The organism is Deinococcus deserti VCD115 (genome assembly GCF_000020685.1).
Taxonomy (GTDB): Bacteria; Deinococcota; Deinococci; order Deinococcales; family Deinococcaceae; genus Deinococcus; species Deinococcus deserti.
Window position 1 is genome coordinate 1,566,834 of record NC_012526.1, and the last position, 15,180, is coordinate 1,582,013.

Annotated in this window: 16 protein-coding genes; 11 read left to right on the forward strand and 5 right to left on the reverse strand. The window is 65.8% G+C overall.

The features are described from left to right. Positions 1-39 precede the first annotated feature (39 nt). Both DEIDE_RS07435 and hisG read left to right on the forward strand, forming a co-directional pair. Positions 40-1,242: an ATP phosphoribosyltransferase regulatory subunit gene (locus DEIDE_RS07435; RefSeq protein ID WP_012693334.1), complete on the forward strand. Its 1,203-nt coding sequence runs from the start codon at positions 40-42 to the stop codon at positions 1,240-1,242. Further along, a complete protein-coding gene (hisG, locus tag DEIDE_RS07440; protein WP_012693335.1) occupies positions 1,239-1,883 on the forward strand; it encodes an ATP phosphoribosyltransferase in 645 nt (214 codons plus the stop codon). The genes DEIDE_RS07435 and hisG overlap by 4 nt, the downstream gene beginning before the upstream one ends. A 46-nt stretch (positions 1,884-1,929) precedes the next feature. Here the strand turns inward: hisG and DEIDE_RS07445 are convergent, their stop codons facing one another. Beyond that, positions 1,930-3,111, reverse strand: coding sequence for a MalY/PatB family protein (locus DEIDE_RS07445; RefSeq protein WP_012693336.1), 1,182 nt, complete (start codon positions 3,109-3,111; stop codon positions 1,930-1,932). A 182-nt stretch (positions 3,112-3,293) separates the two neighbouring features. Between DEIDE_RS07445 and DEIDE_RS07450 the strand changes: the two genes are divergently transcribed. Genes DEIDE_RS07450 through DEIDE_RS07465 form a run of 4 tightly spaced genes read left to right on the forward strand, consistent with a single transcriptional unit; the run spans position 3,294 to position 5,719 of the window. Beyond that, positions 3,294-3,992: a 5'-methylthioadenosine/adenosylhomocysteine nucleosidase gene (locus DEIDE_RS07450; protein ID WP_012693337.1), complete on the forward strand. Its 699-nt coding sequence runs from the start codon at positions 3,294-3,296 to the stop codon at positions 3,990-3,992. Continuing rightward, positions 3,989-4,399 (forward strand): CidA/LrgA family protein, encoded by a 411-nt coding sequence (locus tag DEIDE_RS07455; RefSeq protein WP_012693338.1) that lies wholly within the window; start codon positions 3,989-3,991, stop codon positions 4,397-4,399. Before DEIDE_RS07450 ends, DEIDE_RS07455 begins: the two co-directional genes overlap by 4 nt. Beyond that, positions 4,396-5,064 (forward strand): LrgB family protein, encoded by a 669-nt coding sequence (locus DEIDE_RS07460; RefSeq protein WP_012693339.1) that lies wholly within the window; start codon positions 4,396-4,398, stop codon positions 5,062-5,064. Before DEIDE_RS07455 ends, DEIDE_RS07460 begins: the two co-directional genes overlap by 4 nt. 58 nt (positions 5,065-5,122) lie before the next feature. Then, positions 5,123-5,719, forward strand: a complete 597-nt coding sequence (locus DEIDE_RS07465; RefSeq protein WP_012693340.1) for a TetR family transcriptional regulator C-terminal domain-containing protein — start codon at positions 5,123-5,125, stop codon at positions 5,717-5,719. Here the strand turns inward: DEIDE_RS07465 and DEIDE_RS07470 are convergent. Continuing rightward, positions 5,706-6,446, reverse strand: a complete 741-nt coding sequence (locus DEIDE_RS07470; protein WP_012693341.1) for a helical backbone metal receptor — start codon at positions 6,444-6,446, stop codon at positions 5,706-5,708. The two genes, DEIDE_RS07465 and DEIDE_RS07470, sit on opposite strands and share 14 nt — an antisense overlap. A gap of 99 nt (positions 6,447-6,545) precedes the next feature. On the opposite strand from DEIDE_RS07470, the gene DEIDE_RS17985 reads away from it, so the two are divergent. Genes DEIDE_RS17985 through sppA form a run of 3 tightly spaced genes read left to right on the forward strand, consistent with a single transcriptional unit; the run spans position 6,546 to position 9,864 of the window. Next, the gene (locus tag DEIDE_RS17985) at positions 6,546-7,361 is read left to right on the forward strand and encodes a c-type cytochrome (RefSeq protein ID WP_012693342.1); all 816 of its coding nucleotides are present in this window, start codon (positions 6,546-6,548) and stop codon (positions 7,359-7,361) included. Beyond that, positions 7,362-8,243: a group III truncated hemoglobin gene (locus DEIDE_RS07480; protein WP_242402884.1), complete on the forward strand. Its 882-nt coding sequence runs from the start codon at positions 7,362-7,364 to the stop codon at positions 8,241-8,243. Positions 8,244-8,262: 19 nt separating this feature from the next. Beyond that, positions 8,263-9,864, forward strand: coding sequence for a signal peptide peptidase SppA (sppA, locus tag DEIDE_RS07485; protein WP_012693344.1), 1,602 nt, complete (start codon positions 8,263-8,265; stop codon positions 9,862-9,864). Between the two features lie 77 nt (positions 9,865-9,941). Here the strand turns inward: sppA and DEIDE_RS07490 are convergent, their stop codons facing one another. The 3 genes from DEIDE_RS07490 to DEIDE_RS07500 form a co-directional block, all read right to left on the reverse strand. Continuing rightward, on the reverse strand, positions 9,942-11,708 hold the full coding sequence (locus tag DEIDE_RS07490) for a M3 family oligoendopeptidase (protein ID WP_041227490.1): 1,767 nt from the start codon (positions 11,706-11,708) through the stop codon (positions 9,942-9,944). A 105-nt stretch (positions 11,709-11,813) separates the two neighbouring features. Next, complete coding sequence (locus DEIDE_RS07495) at positions 11,814-12,464, reverse strand: phosphate signaling complex PhoU family protein (RefSeq protein WP_012693346.1); 651 nt, start codon at positions 12,462-12,464, stop codon at positions 11,814-11,816. Positions 12,465-12,498: 34 nt separating this feature from the next. Beyond that, positions 12,499-13,137: an MBL fold metallo-hydrolase gene (locus DEIDE_RS07500; RefSeq protein ID WP_012693347.1), complete on the reverse strand. Its 639-nt coding sequence runs from the start codon at positions 13,135-13,137 to the stop codon at positions 12,499-12,501. 51 nt (positions 13,138-13,188) lie between these two features. On the opposite strand from DEIDE_RS07500, the gene DEIDE_RS07505 reads away from it, so the two are divergent. Then, a complete protein-coding gene (locus DEIDE_RS07505; protein WP_012693348.1) occupies positions 13,189-13,767 on the forward strand; it encodes a peroxidase-related enzyme in 579 nt (192 codons plus the stop codon). 62 nt (positions 13,768-13,829) lie between these two features. Continuing rightward, on the forward strand, positions 13,830-15,170 hold the full coding sequence (ffh, locus tag DEIDE_RS07510) for a signal recognition particle protein (protein ID WP_012693349.1): 1,341 nt from the start codon (positions 13,830-13,832) through the stop codon (positions 15,168-15,170). Positions 15,171-15,180: the final 10 nt, after the last annotated feature.

The following is a 15,180-nucleotide window of genomic DNA, read 5'->3' on the forward strand; positions in this document are numbered from 1 at the left end:
CCTATCCAGCCCGCCACTCCCCCGGTGCCCAACCGTACAATGCTGCGCGTGAGTGCTCCTGTCCGCGCGGCCCAGAACCGCACCGTTTCCCGAAGCGCCCCGGCCCCGTCTGCCATTCCCGAAGGCACGCGGGATGTGCTGCCGCCCGAATGGGCCCAGCGTGAGCATCTGCGTGCGCGCCTCTCGGCGCTGTTCCGGGGTTGGGGATACCGGGGCGTGGAACTGCCCTCGCTGGAGTTCGCCGACCCGGCTCACCCGCAGGACCGGCGCGCCTTCAAGCTGATCGACTCCGGAGGTCAGGTTCTGGCCCTGCGTAGCGAGTTCACCACCGCCATCGGCCGGCTGGTGCGCCTGCGCTTCCCGGAAGGGCCCTTCCCGTTACGCCTGCAATACAGTGGCCGGCTGTGGCTGCGCACCCAGACCAGCGAACTGGGGCGCCTGCGTGAGTTCAATCAGGTAGGTGTGGAGCTCGTTGGCGTCGATACGCCGCAGTCCGATGCTGAACTGCTTCACCTGGCGGCAGCCGCACTGGCTGAAGTCGGCGTCAGTGCCCAGCTGGAACTGGGCTTCCCCGGCTTCGTGGATGCTGTATTGGAAGACGCCGGGGTGTCTGAGGACGTGCGCGACGCGCTGCATGACGCCATCGACCGCAAAAGTGGTGCCGACCTGGAGCTGATGGCCACCCGGGCGGCCCTGGCGCCTGAGGTCACCCGGACCCTGCACGACCTGACCGATCTGTACGGCGGCCCCGAAGTACTGGACGACGCTGCGCGCATGGCACGGGGGGAGCGCGCCCAGGCGGCCGTGGCCCACCTGCGTGCCGTGGCGGCCCACTATGGGGGTCCGCTGCTGTTTGACCTTGGCGTCAGCCGCCGGTACGGCTACTACACCGGCGTGACCTTCCGCGCCTACGCCGACGGGCTGAACCAGCCGGTGCTGGGCGGAGGCCGCTATGCGCTCGACGGTGGTCTTCCCGGCGCAGGTTTTGCCATTGGTCTGGAGCGCCTGACCGGCGTGCTGGCTCCACTGCTGCCGCCTGAACCCGAGGTGGTCCTGGCCCTGGACCTGGAAGGAGCGCTGGCCGCCCGTGCGGCCGGATTCACGGCTGAACTCGCCTGGACCGACGATCAGGCCCAGTTGCTTGCCTTCTGCGCCGCGCGCGGCATCCGCCGCTGGGCCCGGGGCACCGACCTGTTCGAGGCCGGCTCCTCGACCACCGCGCGTCCCAGGAGCGGCGCATGACCCCGGCCGAAACCCGCACGCCCGACCACCTGACCCTGGCGCTGCCCAAGGGCCGGATTCTGGAAGAGGCCGTGACCCTGCTGTCCCGCGCCGGGCTCCCGCTGACCATGCCGGAAAAATCCCGGGCCCTGCGCCACGAGTTCCCCGGAGTGACCCTTCTGGAACTGCGCAATCAGGACGTGCCGGTCTATGTGGATCTTGGAGTGGCCGATGCCGGAATTGTCGGCAAGGACGTGCTGTTGGAATCGGGCCGGCAGGTCTACGAGCCGGTGGACCTGCGCTTTGCCGCCTGCCGCCTGTCTCTGATCCGTGAAGTGGGCGCAGCAGGGCCGGTGCAGCGGGTAGGCACGAAGTATCCGCGCGCCACGCGCGAGTACCTCAATGCGCGCGGGATTCCGGCAGAGATCGTCAAGCTCAGCGGGAACATTGAGCTGGCCGCCCTGACTGGCCTGGCCGACGCGGTTGTGGACCTGGTGCAGACCGGCAGCACCCTGCGCGCCAACAACCTCGAAGAGCTTGATGTACTGTTTCACTCCACCGCGCGGCTGGTGGTTAACCGGGCGGCGCTCAAACTGCGCCGCGATCGGCTGAGGCCTTTGATCGAGCAGTTGCGCGAGCTGGTTCAGAACGAGCCAGCTTGAGACAGAACAGGGCTGCAGTGAATGCAGCCCTGTTCAGCGCCTGAACTTACATTGCGCCGTTGAGAGCGTCACGCATCCGGTTCAGGGCCTCTTCCAGAATCGACCGGCTGGTGGCGAAGTTCAGCCGCACAAAGCCCTGATACTGGGGCTTTTGGGGCTCCGGCGCAAACAGCGGGCCGTTATGTACCGCCACCTTTGCTTCCTTCAGCAGAAAATTCTGAATATCACCAGCATGTGGGTGGGCCCGCAGGTCCAGCCAGGCCAGGTAGGTGCTCTGCGCAGGATGAAAGCGCACCCAGGGCAGATGCTCGTGCAGGTAGCTGCTCAGGAAATCGCGGTTGCCGCGCAGGTACGCCAGCGTCTCCCTGAGCCAGGGGCCGCCTTCGCGCAGCGCGGCCTGCCACATGGTGACGCTGAGGGCCGACTCGTGGCCCATCAGGCCGCCCGCCGCCCCACGCACACGTGCCACCAGCTTCTCGTTGTGGCCCACCATGGCCCCGATGCCCAACCCGGCTGTGTTGTAGGCCTTGCAGGGTCCGGTCAGGGTCAGGGTACGGCTGCGGACCTTCGGGTCGGCGGCAAAAGCCTCAAAGGGGGCGCCGGTGTACCGCAGGTCGGCGTGCAGTTCATCACTGACCACAAAAAGGTCCCGGGCTACGGCGAGTTCGCGCAGGCGGCTGAGTTCTTCGGCACTCCAGACCCGGCCAGTGGGATTGTGCGGGTGACACAGCAGAAGTAGACGGCTCCCGCGTGAGGCGGCGTCCAGCGCGGCAAAGTTGATCTCATAGCCCGTCTCCGTGTCACGCAGCGGCACCCCCGCTACCCGCCGGCCAAGGTCGGTAATGCTCAGGTGGAAGGGGTGATACACCGGCGTCATGGTGACCACAGCCTCGCCGGGGGTGGTCAGGGCGTGCACCGCTGCGTAAATTCCAGGCACGACTCCGGGCAGAAATGCGATTCCTTCGTCGGACAGGCCGTGCAGACCATGCCCGGCCAGATGTTCACGCAAGGCGGCCTTCAGCACCGGGTCACCGCTGAGCTGCGCGTAGCCGAGGCTGCGGGTCAGGCGCTCCTGCAACGCCGCGACAATGGGCGGCGCCACCGGAAAATCCATATCGGCAATCCACATGGGGATCACGTCTTCCGGGTGCAGGGTCCACTTGTAGGAGTCCGGGTGGCGCAGCGACTCCCGTGAGAGTGCGCCGTGAGGATCGGCAACCTGGGTCATAGGGCGCAGGATAGTGCGCCTCGCTGAGACCCATGTGCGGCCTCTGTGCTGGCTTCGCTGGCATCATGGTCTTGCGTCTGGATCAGACCTTTCCAGGAGCGACGAAAAGGCCTGTCTTTCAGCTCCGTCATTCTGACCGGGCCGGTACGAAGGTCTACTGGCCCGGCGGTACACTGACAGGAATGCTGGCAATTATTGGCGCAATGGATGAAGAAATCGAGTTGCTTCTCGCGGACCTCACCGCCCACGAGCAACTGACCTTTCCCGGAGTCACCCTTCACCGGGGGGTCCTGGACGGCGTGCCAGTGCTGGTGACCCGGGGCGGGATCGGCAAGGTCAACGCGGCCATGACCACCACCTACCTGCTGACCCAGGGGGCCACCCGCGTCATCTTTACCGGCGTGGCCGGCGGTGTTCATCCGGAACTGCGCGTGGGAGACATCGTGGTCAGCACCGACTGTATCCAGCACGATGTGGATGTCCGCGCCCTGGACTACCCGCTGGGCACCGTTCCGGGCGAACTGCCCGCCTGGCCCGCAGACGAGGTCCTGCGCGCCGCAGCGCTGGACGCTGCGCGGGAAGTCGGCGGGGTGCACGTCGTCTCCGGACGGATTGCCAGTGGAGACCAGTTCATCGCCTCACGTGAGGGCGTGCAGCGGCTGTGGACTACTTTCGGCGCCGCATGCGCCGAAATGGAGGGGGCCGCCGTGGCGCAGGTATGTTCCAAGGCGGGGGTTCCCTTCGTGGTGATCCGCAGTGTCAGTGATACCGCCGATCACGACGCCAACGTCGACTACCGCACCTTCATGCCCCTGGTGGCGCGACATGCCAAGCAGGTGGTGCGCGGCATGCTGTCGCGGCTGGCCTCCATGCCCGCGTGACGCCCGCCGCGCCACCGTCCATTACGGCCCGTCTGCCGGCGACCACCCGTTTTGTGCTGGGGCTGGGGTTGCTGATGGCCTTCGCTGCGGCGGGCGACGTGCTGGTGCGTGTGACCGGGCTGCCACTGCCTGGCTCGGTGGTGGGGCTGGCGCTGCTGTGGGCCGCGCTGGGGACCGGCCTGATGAAGCTGCACTGGATTGCACCGGCGGCCGACGGGCTGCTGGGCGTGCTGGGGCTGCTGTTCGTTCCGGCCACCGTGGGATTCATCCAGTTTCTGTCAGCCGGTGCGGCCTGGGGGCTGTGGCTGCTGGTCATGACTGCTGGGGTTCTGGTCGGCGCGGGCGTGGCCGGCGTGGTCGCCTCGAAACTGGTCCGGCCTGAGCCCCAAGCGACGGAACAGGCATGATCTGGCTGATGCTGACACTGCTCGCCTTTGTGCTGGGCAGCCTGCTTCAGAACCGGCTCCGCTCGCCGCTGACGAATCCTACCCTGGTCGCCACGCTGCTGATTGCCGGAACGCTGCTGCTCACGCACTATCCCTACGCGAGTTACCTGCGAGAGGTCGAGTCCATGACCTTCCTTCTAGGACCGGCTGTGGTAGCGCTGGCAGTTCCGATGTACCGGCTGCGTGCGCTGCTGGCAAGACAGTGGCGTGCGCTGCTGGTCGGCGGGGTGTGCGGCACCCTGTCGGGGATGGCGGTGGATACGTGGCTGCCGCGTGCCCTGCAGCTGTCGCCCGACGCGACCCGCAGCCTCAGCACCGCGCCGGCCACCAGTCCTGTCGCCCTGCAACTCGCCGAGTTCACGCAGGCTCCACCGGCCCTGGCGGCCACACTGGCGGTACTGTCCGGTCTGGTAGGAGCACTGGTTCTGCCGCCAGCCCTGAATCTGCTGCGCGTGCGCCATCCCCTGGCCCGCGGGATTGCCATGGGCAGCGTGGCTCACGGGGTCGGCACGGCCCGCGCCCGCGAGGAAAGTGAACAGACCGGTGCGGCCAGCAGCCTGGGCATGGGGTTAGCAGCCCTCAGCGTGACCCTGGTCGTTGCGCTGCTGGCAGGACGCCCGGGCTGAAGGCCGGTCTGACCGAGCGGTTGACTCTTGCCTGCCGGGCGCGGGATGCTGTCCGGCAATGGCGCGCAAGGTCAACCCCATCCAGGACCGGTCCAGGCGTGCAGCGCTGGAAAAGGCGGCATACCTGGCTATCTACGAGCGCGGCTATGCCGGCGTCACCCTGGCCGACATCGCCGCGCATGCCGGGGTGAGCCGCGGGACCCTGGTGTACCACTTCGGCAGCCGCGCCGGTCTGCTGGCCGCAGTGGTGCGGCGGTTCACCCGGACCATCGGGGTAGCGACCCGCCGCGCGCTGCGGCAGGCAGAGTCCCCGGACGCCAAGCTGGTGGCCTTTGTTGAGAACCAGTTTTTTGGCGTGGAAAACACCCGGCGGTTCTATACCGTTTCCCTGGATTTCCTTGCTGCTGCCACGCGGGACCCTGAGCTGATGGCCGTTCAGCGCGACTTTGTGCGTGAAACACTGGAACTGGATCTGGAACTGGCCCGCCTGGCTGGCGAAGACGGCGCCGAGAGGCGCGCACGGCAGCTGCGCGCCCTGGTTGAAGGCCTCAGCGTGCGCTTTGTAGCAGACCCGGCTCCCGATCTGGAGCTGTACCGGGCGGACTGCGTGGCCGGCGTGCAGGCGATTCTGGGTAGCCCTTTCAGGCCAATCTGAGCTCGTCCAGCGCCTGACGTAAGGCCCGCGCGCCCTCAAGGAGCCGTGGACCAGGCCGTCCCAGTCCGCTTTCATGAATGGCGCTGACCGGCACGCCCAGTCCACGCGCCTCAATCACCTCGGGGCGCAGCTTGCGCGCACCGCACCACGAACAGACGATGAGATCCGGCCGCGCGGCACGAACCTCATCGAGGGTCAGCGAGCGGCTGCGGCCCGGCTCTTTACCCAGCGCATTCTCAGCGCCCAGTGCAGTCAGCAGTTCAGTGACCCAGGACTCGCGGGTCGCGGCGATGATGGGCCTTGGCCACCACTCCACCAGGACCCGTGGCGGCCGGGGATAACTTCCCCGCAGCGCTGCCAGCTCGTTCTGGAAGCCCATTACCAGCGCCTCGCCACGCTCCGGCAGGCCAATCGCGTGGGCAATGGTACGGATGTCGGCCAGGGTCCCGGCCACGCTGACGGGGTCCAGCACCAGCGTCGGCAATCCGGCTTCGCGCAGCTCCTGCACGACCCGTTCCATGCCCGGCACGCTGAGACTGGCCAGCACCAGATCAGGCCGGGACCCGGCCACGGCGGCCACATCTATGTCCAGGTCCGGCCCCACCCGCCGCGCGCCCTCCAGCCCCGGGGCATCACTGTGGCTGTCTGCGGCCACCACCCAGCTGCTGGCCCCAAGGGCCGCCAGGATGTCGGAGTTACTTGAGGTCAGGGAGGCGAGGCGCAGCATGAGACCCACTTTAAAGCTTGTCCAAACCGCCTTGCATGTCGGGCGCGCTACCGTGCAGAGCGGGCAAAAGCCCCCTGACCGTATGGTAGGGTGGAAGGCATGAAGAACACGTTCGCCGTCTCCATGACGCTGCTGGTGGCCCTGACCTTGGGCGGCTCATTCGCGGCTTTCCAGAGAGCCATCACGCCCCACCAGGCTGAAGCGGGCCACGGCGGAACCGAGGGTGCGGCCGGTGAAGGGCACGGCGGTGGCGAGGCCGGTGAGGGTATGACAGGCACTAAGGGGGACGACGTGGTGACTGATCAGGAAGCAGCCGTCAATGCCGGTGCAGGTGATCCTCCAGCCGCGCCTGGAGGCACAGGACCCGAGGTCGTCCAGGACCGTGACGTTTCCAAATTGCAGAACAATGCCGGCGGCCCCAACGCTGGCGTGACGGGTCAGGCCCCTGAAACCGGCACCGTGGCAGGCGCTGCCACTTCGGCCCCCGGCGGTAACCCTGAGGTCGCACCTGAATCCCAGGCTGACGACGGTGCCGAGCGCAGCCCAGGCGGAGTGAGTGGCGAGACCGATGAAGGCAACCGCGCCGACACCAACTCAGCGGGCGCGACCGGACAGCCACCTGCCGAATCTGCTGTGGCAGGTGACCCTAAAGGTGATCCGGTGGCCGGCCGCAGCACATACATTGCCAGCTGCGCCGGATGCCACGGACAGGAAGGAGAGGGTGGCGGTGTAGGCCCGGCTCTCAACGGCGCAGACGGTCCGAAAGCCTGGACCCTGGATCAGTTCACGGCCGCACTGCGTGAAGGCCGGACGCCCGAGCGCGAGCTTGCTCCCCTGATGCCCCGCTTTTCCAAGGCTCAGCTGACCGACTCGGATGTGACCAATATCTACCGGCACATCAAGACCCTCAACTGAATGTCTTTTTTTGAAAGGCCCGCCGTTACGGTGGGCTTTTCCGCTGCAGGCCCGAGCCTGCATATGTGCCTGGCCCTGCGGGTGCTGACCCTTTCTCCCCTGCCGGGGCTGCCATTGGTCATGTCCAGTGATCTGGCCCGCTGCGGCGGCCTGCTTGTTCCACACGACGGTGAGCCGGTGGGTGACGTCCGCGACCGCCCCGACCGGTGGGCCGCCCTGCAACTGCTGACCCAGGCCATCAGGCGGGGCGTCCCGGTGCTGGCCTGGGGATCGGGAGCCGCACTTGCTGGCCGCGCGCTGGGGTCCGCCGTAGAGCAGACGGACGGGCTGGAATGGGCGCAGGCGCCCAGAAACGCCGAAGTCCTGGTGTGGAGGCAGGAGCGACCACAGCACTGGCAGGTCGGACGTGTGAATGCCTGGGCCAGCCCGGAGATGCCGGCAGAATTGGCCGCCGCCTTCCTGAGCACGCTGCCCGCACAGCGGTCCCGTCAGCCGGCGTCGCCGCTGGAAGCAGTGGGAGGTGAGGCGGCCCTGCGCCCGCTTCTGGCAGACTTCTATGCACGCGCCCGGACCGATGAGCTGCTGGGACCCGTATTCACCTCGCACGTGACCGACTGGCATGCTCACCTTGACCGGGTTACTGCCTTCTGGGTCACCATGCTGGGCGGCGGGCCCGCATGGCGTGGCAACCTGAATGCAGCGCATGCGGGGCTGGGCGTCAGCAGCGCTCAGCTGGAGCGCTGGCTCACGCTGCTGGCCCAGGCGGCGCACGCGCATCTTCCGGCGGAAGCTGCCGAAGTGCTGCTGACTCGGGCTCATGCCATGGCCAGGCAGCTGGGCAGACGTGGCAAACGTGAATCTGCGGGAACGCGCCGCTGCTAAGGGACGTACTCTGGGATGTATGCTTTCCAACATTCCCTTTCTGAAAGACAAGACCCTCCCTGACGGGGTCTCGCACCCTACCTGGGTCATTCTCGACGTGACGGGGCCCTACCCGGAACGGCAGCCCGGCAGTCCGCTCCAGGCGCTGCTCAACCGAACCGAAACGCTCGAAGCCCTCAGCGCCAAGGTAGAGAAGTTACGCCACGCCGAGTGGCTGCACGGAGTGCTGGTCCGCGTCAGTGGGTTCACCGGCTCGCCAGCCACTGCCCATGCGGTGCGGGGGATCCTTTCACGTCTGGCCCAGGACAAGCGCGTCGTCGCGTACCTGCCTCAGCTGACCATGACCGCCCTGATTGCCGGAAGCGGCGCCCGGGAAATTGTCGCTCCGGAATCGGCTGATGTGGCGCTGGCCGGCTTTGCCACCGAGCCGACCTTCATGGGCGCTTTCCTGAAAAAGCATGGCATCGAATTTGAGAACCTGCGCATCCGCGAGTACAAAGCGGCGCTGACACGCTTCTCGCAGGAGCACATGGACGATGCCAACCGCGAGCAGCTGCAGGCCTTTCTGACAGGTCTGGAAACCGCCTGGGCCTCAGACCTGGCTGCCGCGCGGGGAGTCAGCATAGAGACCGCCCAAGCCTGGCTGGACGCGGACCTGACCTCGGCCCAGGGCGCGCTGGAGGCTGGCCTGATTACCAAGGTCGCCTATGAGGACGAGCTTGTGGGGCCCGGCACCCGCCCACTGGCAGCAGTGATGGACCTGCTGATGCCGCGCAATGCCAACGCCAAGGCCGGCCGCGTGGCCGTGGTTCCGGTGATCGGCACCATCGTTCCCGGCAAGAGCCGCAACAATCCCATCCCGCTGCCTCTGATGGGCGGACCGATGGCCGGATCAGACACGGTGGTTGCCGCCCTGAAGCGGGCCAAGGAAGACAAGAAGACCAAGGCCATCGTGGTCTACGTCAATAGCGGAGGCGGCAGCGCTCTGGCCAGCGACCTGATGTGGCGTGAGATAGCGACCTCCGAAAAGCCGGTTGTGGTGGTCATGGGCGAGTACGCGGCCAGTGGCGGTTACTACCTGGCCACGCACGCCCGGCATATTGTCGCCTCGCCCTACACCCTGACCGGCAGCATCGGCGTGGTCAGCGGCAAGCCGATCATGCGTGAATTCAACGCCCGCCACGGCCTGAAGCCCGAGCGGGTCGGCCGCGAGCGTGCCCTGATGCACAGCGCTTCACAGCCGTACACCGTCGAGGAACGTCAGCACGTGGAACGCGCGATTGCCGAGGTCTATGACCGCTTCATCACCCGCGTGGCCGAGGGCCGCAAGCTCAGCAAGGAACGCGTCAACGAAATCGGGCGCGGGCGTATCTGGGCTGGTCAGGATGCTCTGGAACTGGGACTGGTGGACGAACTGGGTGACCTGCATACCGGGGTCCTGCGCGCCACGGAACTCGCCGGTCTCCCCTATGACGCTCCGGTCTGGAACGTGGCGCCCAAGAGCAGCGGGCCTCTGCCTGAATTTGCGCAGGAGGCCGCCCGGGCTGCTCAGGTCACCATCTGGCCCTTTGGAAATGAGCGGGTCCTGACGTGGTTTGATTCGGAAGTGAAGGTGCGCTGAGGTTACCAGACACACAGAGGCCGGAGCAGATACGCTCCGGCCTTTTTCTCAGTCCCTGCTGTGGTTATTGGTTCGGTTCAGCCGACAGTTCTGACATACTCGTCAATCTGGGCGCGGATGACGTTCAGGCTGCCTTCCCAGAACTCGGGTGCGTGCAGGTCGATTCCAAAGCGCTGGGCCAGGGTGCGGGCGTCGGCCAGACCGGTGCTGGACAGCAGATCGTCGTAACGCGCCTGGAAGTCTGCGACGGTCCCGTCAGCGCGGGCCTGCTCGTACTGGGCGTACAGCCCCAGCCCGAACAGCAGCCCGAAGGTATAGGGGTAGTTGTAGAAGCTCGAGCTGTAGTAGTGGGTTTTGACCGCCCACATGTAGGGATGCAGGGTGTCCAGGGCGTCCCCATACGTTTCACGCTGCGCCCAGGTCATCAGGTCGCTGAACTCCTGAGCAGTCAGCTCGCGCTGCTCGCGCTTCTCGTACACAGCCCGCTCGAACAGGTAGCGGCTGTGGATGTCCACGACCACCTGCGCGTGGCCCATCAGCTGCGTTTCCAGCACATAGAGCTTTTCCTCCCCCTGGGCCTGCTCAAGCGCCGCGTTCTGAATGATGGTCTCGCAGAAAATACTGGCGGTCTCAGCCAGGGTCATGGGCGTTTCACGTTGCAGGGGCGTGCGCGGGGCCTTGAGGAGGTTGTGGTAGCCGTGGCCCAGCTCATGGGCCAGGGTGGAGACACTGTCGAGACTGGGGCTGTGGTTCATCAGGATGCGGCTGGCGTCACCCTTCCAGCCCATGCAGAACGCTCCGCCGCGCTTGCCGTCCCGGGGGCCTGCGTCGACCCAGTCCTCCTGGAAGGCACGCGCCGCGAAATCGCCCAGCTTGTCGCTGTAGGCACGGAACTGATTTTCCACAAAGCGGGCCCCCGCTGCATAGGTCCATTCGGTCTCGCTGCGCCCCACGGGGGCAAACAGGTCCCACCAGTCCAGCCCGGTCTTGCCCAGCGCACGGGCCTTGGCGGCAAAGTACCGGCGGAAGTCCGGCAGCGAGCGGACCACGGCAGCCTGCATGGCGTCCAGCGTGGCGCGGTCGATGGCGTTGGTCAGCAGACTGGGCTCGACCGGGTCGGCAAAGCCTCGGCGGCGGGCCAGGGTGCCTGCTTCACCCTTTACGCCGTTGAGGCAGGCGGCACAGACCAGTTCGGCGTCCTTCCAGGCGGCCAGTTCCGCATCGAAGGCCTCCCGGCGTATGGCCTCATCGGCTTCGGTGGCCAGGGCGCGCAGGGCCGTCACGGGCAGACGCTCGCCCCGGAACGTGCCGCCCAGCTGGCTGGTGTAGTTCCCGTGCAGCTTTGCCCAACCGCCTGCGCCACTGGGGGTCAGACGTGCAGCGAGGTCCTCTTCCTGGGGAGTCATCTGATGACGGGCGAACTGAACGCTGCGCCGGACCAGGTGCTCGTGCTCGCGTACAGGCTCCGACTGCTGCACCGCCGCTTCCAGGGCAGCGTCATCCAGACTGCCCAGCCAGGCGGTCAGGCGGGAACGAAGGGGCCCCAGTGGGAGGGCCAGGGTCGTCAGCTCACCCACCCTCTGCTGGGCCAGGGCGTCCCGGCTATCGGTGGAAGCAAAGGCATTGATGTAGCCGCGCAACGAAACGAGTTGCAGCGTAACAGCGTTCAGACCGCTTATTACCTGCTCAAGCGCCTCGGCCGTAACAACCTCGCCTTTGCGCACACCCAGGCGGTCAAAGGTGCTTTCCAGTTCCGTCACCTGCGTCCTCAGGGCGGCCAGGTCGGCGTCTACACGGGCATGGTCAAGGCTGGGGTACAGGTCGTCGGTACGCCAGCGGGGCATTTCAGGCATCTGGGTTGTGGTCACGCCGGCAGTTTAGCCCCAGGGCAAGAAGTGCTTTCCTTACGCCAGATGGCTTAGCCGCCTTCTTCAGGTCTGGAAGTGATCTTAGCCGGCCGCCTGAATCCTGCGCTGATTCAGCACCATCGTCTCCAGACGCTCGGCCACGTTCACCAGATGGTCTCCCAGGCGTTCCAGATTCCGGGCCATCCGCCCGGCAGTCAGCGCCACTTCAGTGTCCTCGGGGCGTTCCATCAGGCGGGTCAGGCTGGCCCGCTGCATCTGCTCATACAGCGCGTCCACCTGCTCGAAATCCAGCTGCATGACTTCACGCGCGGCCTGGACGTCCCGCTCGGCAAACGCGAAGGCCAGAGTTTCCACCATTTCAGACAGCAGGCGCACCAGAGGAAGAGCGTCCTGCAGGGTGGCGCTGCGTGTGCGGGGCGCCAGGTTTTCCAGGTCGCGCGCCACGCTGAAGGCATAGTCTCCCACGCGCTCCAGGTTACTCAGGCTGCGGAACACCACCAGGTAGAAGGCCAGTTCATGGGCGCTGAGCCCACTGGCGAAGGCGGCCAGACAGGCGTCTTCGATCTCGCGTTCCAGGGCGTCGGTCTCCCGTTCCAGCACCTGAGCCCTGACAGTCAGCCCGGCAAATTCGGCGCGGTCGTTGGCATCCCGCACGGCTTCGAGCTGCTCAAGCGTAATGCTGAGCATCCTCAGAAAGCGTCCGGTGACCAGGCTCTCGTAAGCGACCGTCATAGCGTCACTATGGTAAGCGCTTGTGATGCCCTGGTCAGGGACCTGCGCCGCTGTCCCACTGCGCCCGGGCCCGGATCTGCTCAGGCGTGAGGAGACCGCCGTGAGCGGGCAGGACGCAGCGCAGGTCCATTTCGGCAATGGTCTTTAGCGTCTTGCCTGCCTGGACATGATCAGCGTTGTACGCCGCCCGGGGCAAATGAGCTCCTTCAGGTGACCCCACCACAGCGTCCGCAGCGATGAGCACCCCGTTGTGCAGGAGACCGACCTGCCCGGCGGTATGCCCCGGCAGACCCACGACCTCCCAGCCGCACACGATTTCGCCGGGAAAAACGCTGCGAACATCAGACGCCTTCAGCTTCGGATGGAGCCGGGAAACGATTTCCCCGACCCAGGGACGGCCAGCTGGATACGGCAGGTCATGCACCTCACCAGTCAGCTGCGCGTGTTCCAAGGGGTGGGCGAAAATTCTTACTCCCCGGCGGGCCGCCACGAATGCCCCACCGGCGTGGTCCACGTGCGCGTGGGTCAGCAACAGGGCGTCAGGCTGGAAATCACGCATAATCTGCGAAAACAGAGGGGCGTAGGGCAGCGCCCCGGCATCCACCAGCAGTCGGCCCTGAGGCCCACTCAGGAGGAATATGTTTGCATACAGGGTGCGAACCGCCAGCTCCATCCGGCCGATAATGCCACGCTCCCTGCGCAGGGCGGCTAAGCTGAGGCCACCATGAACCGAATTTCCTGGCTGGAGGTGCCTGACGAGCACAGCGCTCCTGAGGGCGTGCGCAAACTGTGGGGCAAGGCTGAAGCCAACCTGGGGTTTGTGCCCAACGTCTTCCGGGCTCAGGCACTGAATGGCGAGCAGTTCCTCGCATGGTGGAACTATTTCAATCTACTGGTCAATAAGGAAGGTCAGCTCTCCAACACCGACCGCGAGCTGCTGGCCGTGGTCGTCAGCGGGATGAACCGCTGTGTGTACTGCGCGGTCTCGCATGGAGCAGCCCTCAGGGAATACAGCGCTGATCCCGTGCTGGCCGACACCGTGGCTATCAACTGGCGTCACGCGAATCTTGGGGCCCGCGAGCGGGCCATGTGTGCCTACGCAGAAAAACTGACCCGCACCCCAGAGGCCATGACCCAGGAGGACCTGACGCCATTGCGCCAGGCCGGACTCAGTGACCCGCAGATTCTGGAACTCGTGCAGGTGGTGGGCATGTTCAATATGACGAATCGGATCAGCAGCGCACTGGGATTTGCGCCAAATGCCGAGTATCACGCCCAGGCCCGCCCAGACAGTCAGAGCTGAACGTCACCCCAGGGCTGTGTGCACGACAGTTGTCTGCCTGAGAGCGTGGTAGCCTCGCAGACATGTTTGAGGCGCTGGGCAACAAGTTGCAGGACATCCTGGACCGCGTAGGGCGCGAGAGCAAACTCACCGAGGCGCAGGTTAAGGCTGCCATGCGCGAAATCCGCATGGCCCTGCTGGAAGCAGACGTCAATTTTGGGGTGGCCAAGGACTTTGTGGCCCGGGTCAGTGAAAAGGCTGTCGGGCAGGAAGTGCTGGGCAGCCTGAATGCCGGTCAGACCGTGGTTAAGCTGGTTCACGACGAGCTTATTGAGACCCTGGGCGGCAAGGCGGCCCAGCCAGAGCTGAAAAGCGAAGGCAATGTGTGGTTCATGGTGGGCCTGCAGGGTGCCGGTAAAACCACCAGTACCGGCAAGCTGGCCGCGCATTACAAGAGCAAGGGGCGCCGCGTGCTGCTGGTCGCCGCTGACACCCAGCGTCCGGCCGCACGGGACCAGCTGGAAGTCCTGGCCAAACAGGTAGGCGTGCCGGTCCTGAAGGTCAATGATGGCGAGACCCCCCAGGAAACGCGCCGCCGTCTGGACGAGCATCTCAAAACTGACTTCCGTGACCTGGTCATCGTGGATACGGCTGGTCGCCTGCAGATTGACGAAGCGCTGATGGATCAGCTTGCCAATCTCCAGAGTGAGTTGCAGCCCACTGAGACCCTGCTGGTCGTGGACGCCATGACCGGCCAGGAAGCCCTGAACGTGGCCCAGACCTTCGACCAGCGGGTGAACCTGTCTGGTCTGGTCGTCACCAAGATGGACGGAGACGCCCGCGGCGGCGCCTCCCTGTCGGCACGCAGCGTCACCGGAAAGCCGATCTACTTTGCTGGCACCAGCGAGAAGCTGACCGGACTGGAGCCTTTCTACCCTGACCGGGTCGCGGGTCGCATCCTGGGCATGGGCGACGTGCTGGGACTGATCGAGCGGGCGCAGCAGGCTGACCTTAAGGCCATGGAAGTCAAGAAACCGGGCGATTTCGACCTGGAAGACCTTCTGACCCAACTGCGGCAGATTCGTAAGATGGGCCCGCTGGGCGAGCTGATGAAACTGATCCCTGGGATGAGCCGCGCCCTGCCTGAAGGTTTCAACATCGACGAGAAGCAGATTCAGCGCATCGACGCGATGATCAGCTCCATGACCCTGAAAGAGCGCCAGAACCCGAAGATCATTGACGGCAGGCGCCGCAAGCGGATTGCCGCGGGCAGCGGACACACTGTTCAGGACATCAACAGGCTGCTCAAAATGCATGAGCAGATGAAGGACATGATGAAAATGCTGCAGCGCATGAGTGGTCCTGGCGCTAAAGGCATGAAGCCGCCACGCACGCCTGGAGGCCCACAGGCCTTCAAACGTTGACAGACGGCGG

What these genes read in the sequence shown, in the direction of transcription:
- DEIDE_RS07435 (WP_012693334.1), top strand. Translation starts at nt 40, where the DNA reads ATGCTGCGCGTGAGTGCTCCTGTCCGCGCGGCCCAGAACCGCACCGTT.
- hisG (WP_012693335.1), top strand. Translation starts at nt 1,239, where the DNA reads ATGACCCCGGCCGAAACCCGCACGCCCGACCACCTGACCCTGGCGCTG.
- DEIDE_RS07445 (WP_012693336.1), bottom strand. Translation starts at nt 3,111, where the DNA reads ATGACCCAGGTTGCCGATCCTCACGGCGCACTCTCACGGGAGTCGCTG.
- DEIDE_RS07450 (WP_012693337.1), top strand. Translation starts at nt 3,294, where the DNA reads ATGCTGGCAATTATTGGCGCAATGGATGAAGAAATCGAGTTGCTTCTC.
- DEIDE_RS07460 (WP_012693339.1), top strand. Translation starts at nt 4,396, where the DNA reads ATGATCTGGCTGATGCTGACACTGCTCGCCTTTGTGCTGGGCAGCCTG.
- DEIDE_RS07465 (WP_012693340.1), top strand. Translation starts at nt 5,123, where the DNA reads ATGGCGCGCAAGGTCAACCCCATCCAGGACCGGTCCAGGCGTGCAGCG.
- DEIDE_RS07470 (WP_012693341.1), bottom strand. Translation starts at nt 6,446, where the DNA reads ATGCTGCGCCTCGCCTCCCTGACCTCAAGTAACTCCGACATCCTGGCG.
- DEIDE_RS17985 (WP_012693342.1), top strand. Translation starts at nt 6,546, where the DNA reads ATGAAGAACACGTTCGCCGTCTCCATGACGCTGCTGGTGGCCCTGACC.
- DEIDE_RS07480 (WP_242402884.1), top strand. Translation starts at nt 7,362, where the DNA reads ATGTCTTTTTTTGAAAGGCCCGCCGTTACGGTGGGCTTTTCCGCTGCA.
- sppA (WP_012693344.1), top strand. Translation starts at nt 8,263, where the DNA reads ATGCTTTCCAACATTCCCTTTCTGAAAGACAAGACCCTCCCTGACGGG.
- DEIDE_RS07490 (WP_041227490.1), bottom strand. Translation starts at nt 11,708, where the DNA reads ATGCCCCGCTGGCGTACCGACGACCTGTACCCCAGCCTTGACCATGCC.
- DEIDE_RS07495 (WP_012693346.1), bottom strand. Translation starts at nt 12,464, where the DNA reads ATGACGGTCGCTTACGAGAGCCTGGTCACCGGACGCTTTCTGAGGATG.
- DEIDE_RS07500 (WP_012693347.1), bottom strand. Translation starts at nt 13,137, where the DNA reads ATGGAGCTGGCGGTTCGCACCCTGTATGCAAACATATTCCTCCTGAGT.
- DEIDE_RS07505 (WP_012693348.1), top strand. Translation starts at nt 13,189, where the DNA reads ATGAACCGAATTTCCTGGCTGGAGGTGCCTGACGAGCACAGCGCTCCT.
- ffh (WP_012693349.1), top strand. Translation starts at nt 13,830, where the DNA reads ATGTTTGAGGCGCTGGGCAACAAGTTGCAGGACATCCTGGACCGCGTA.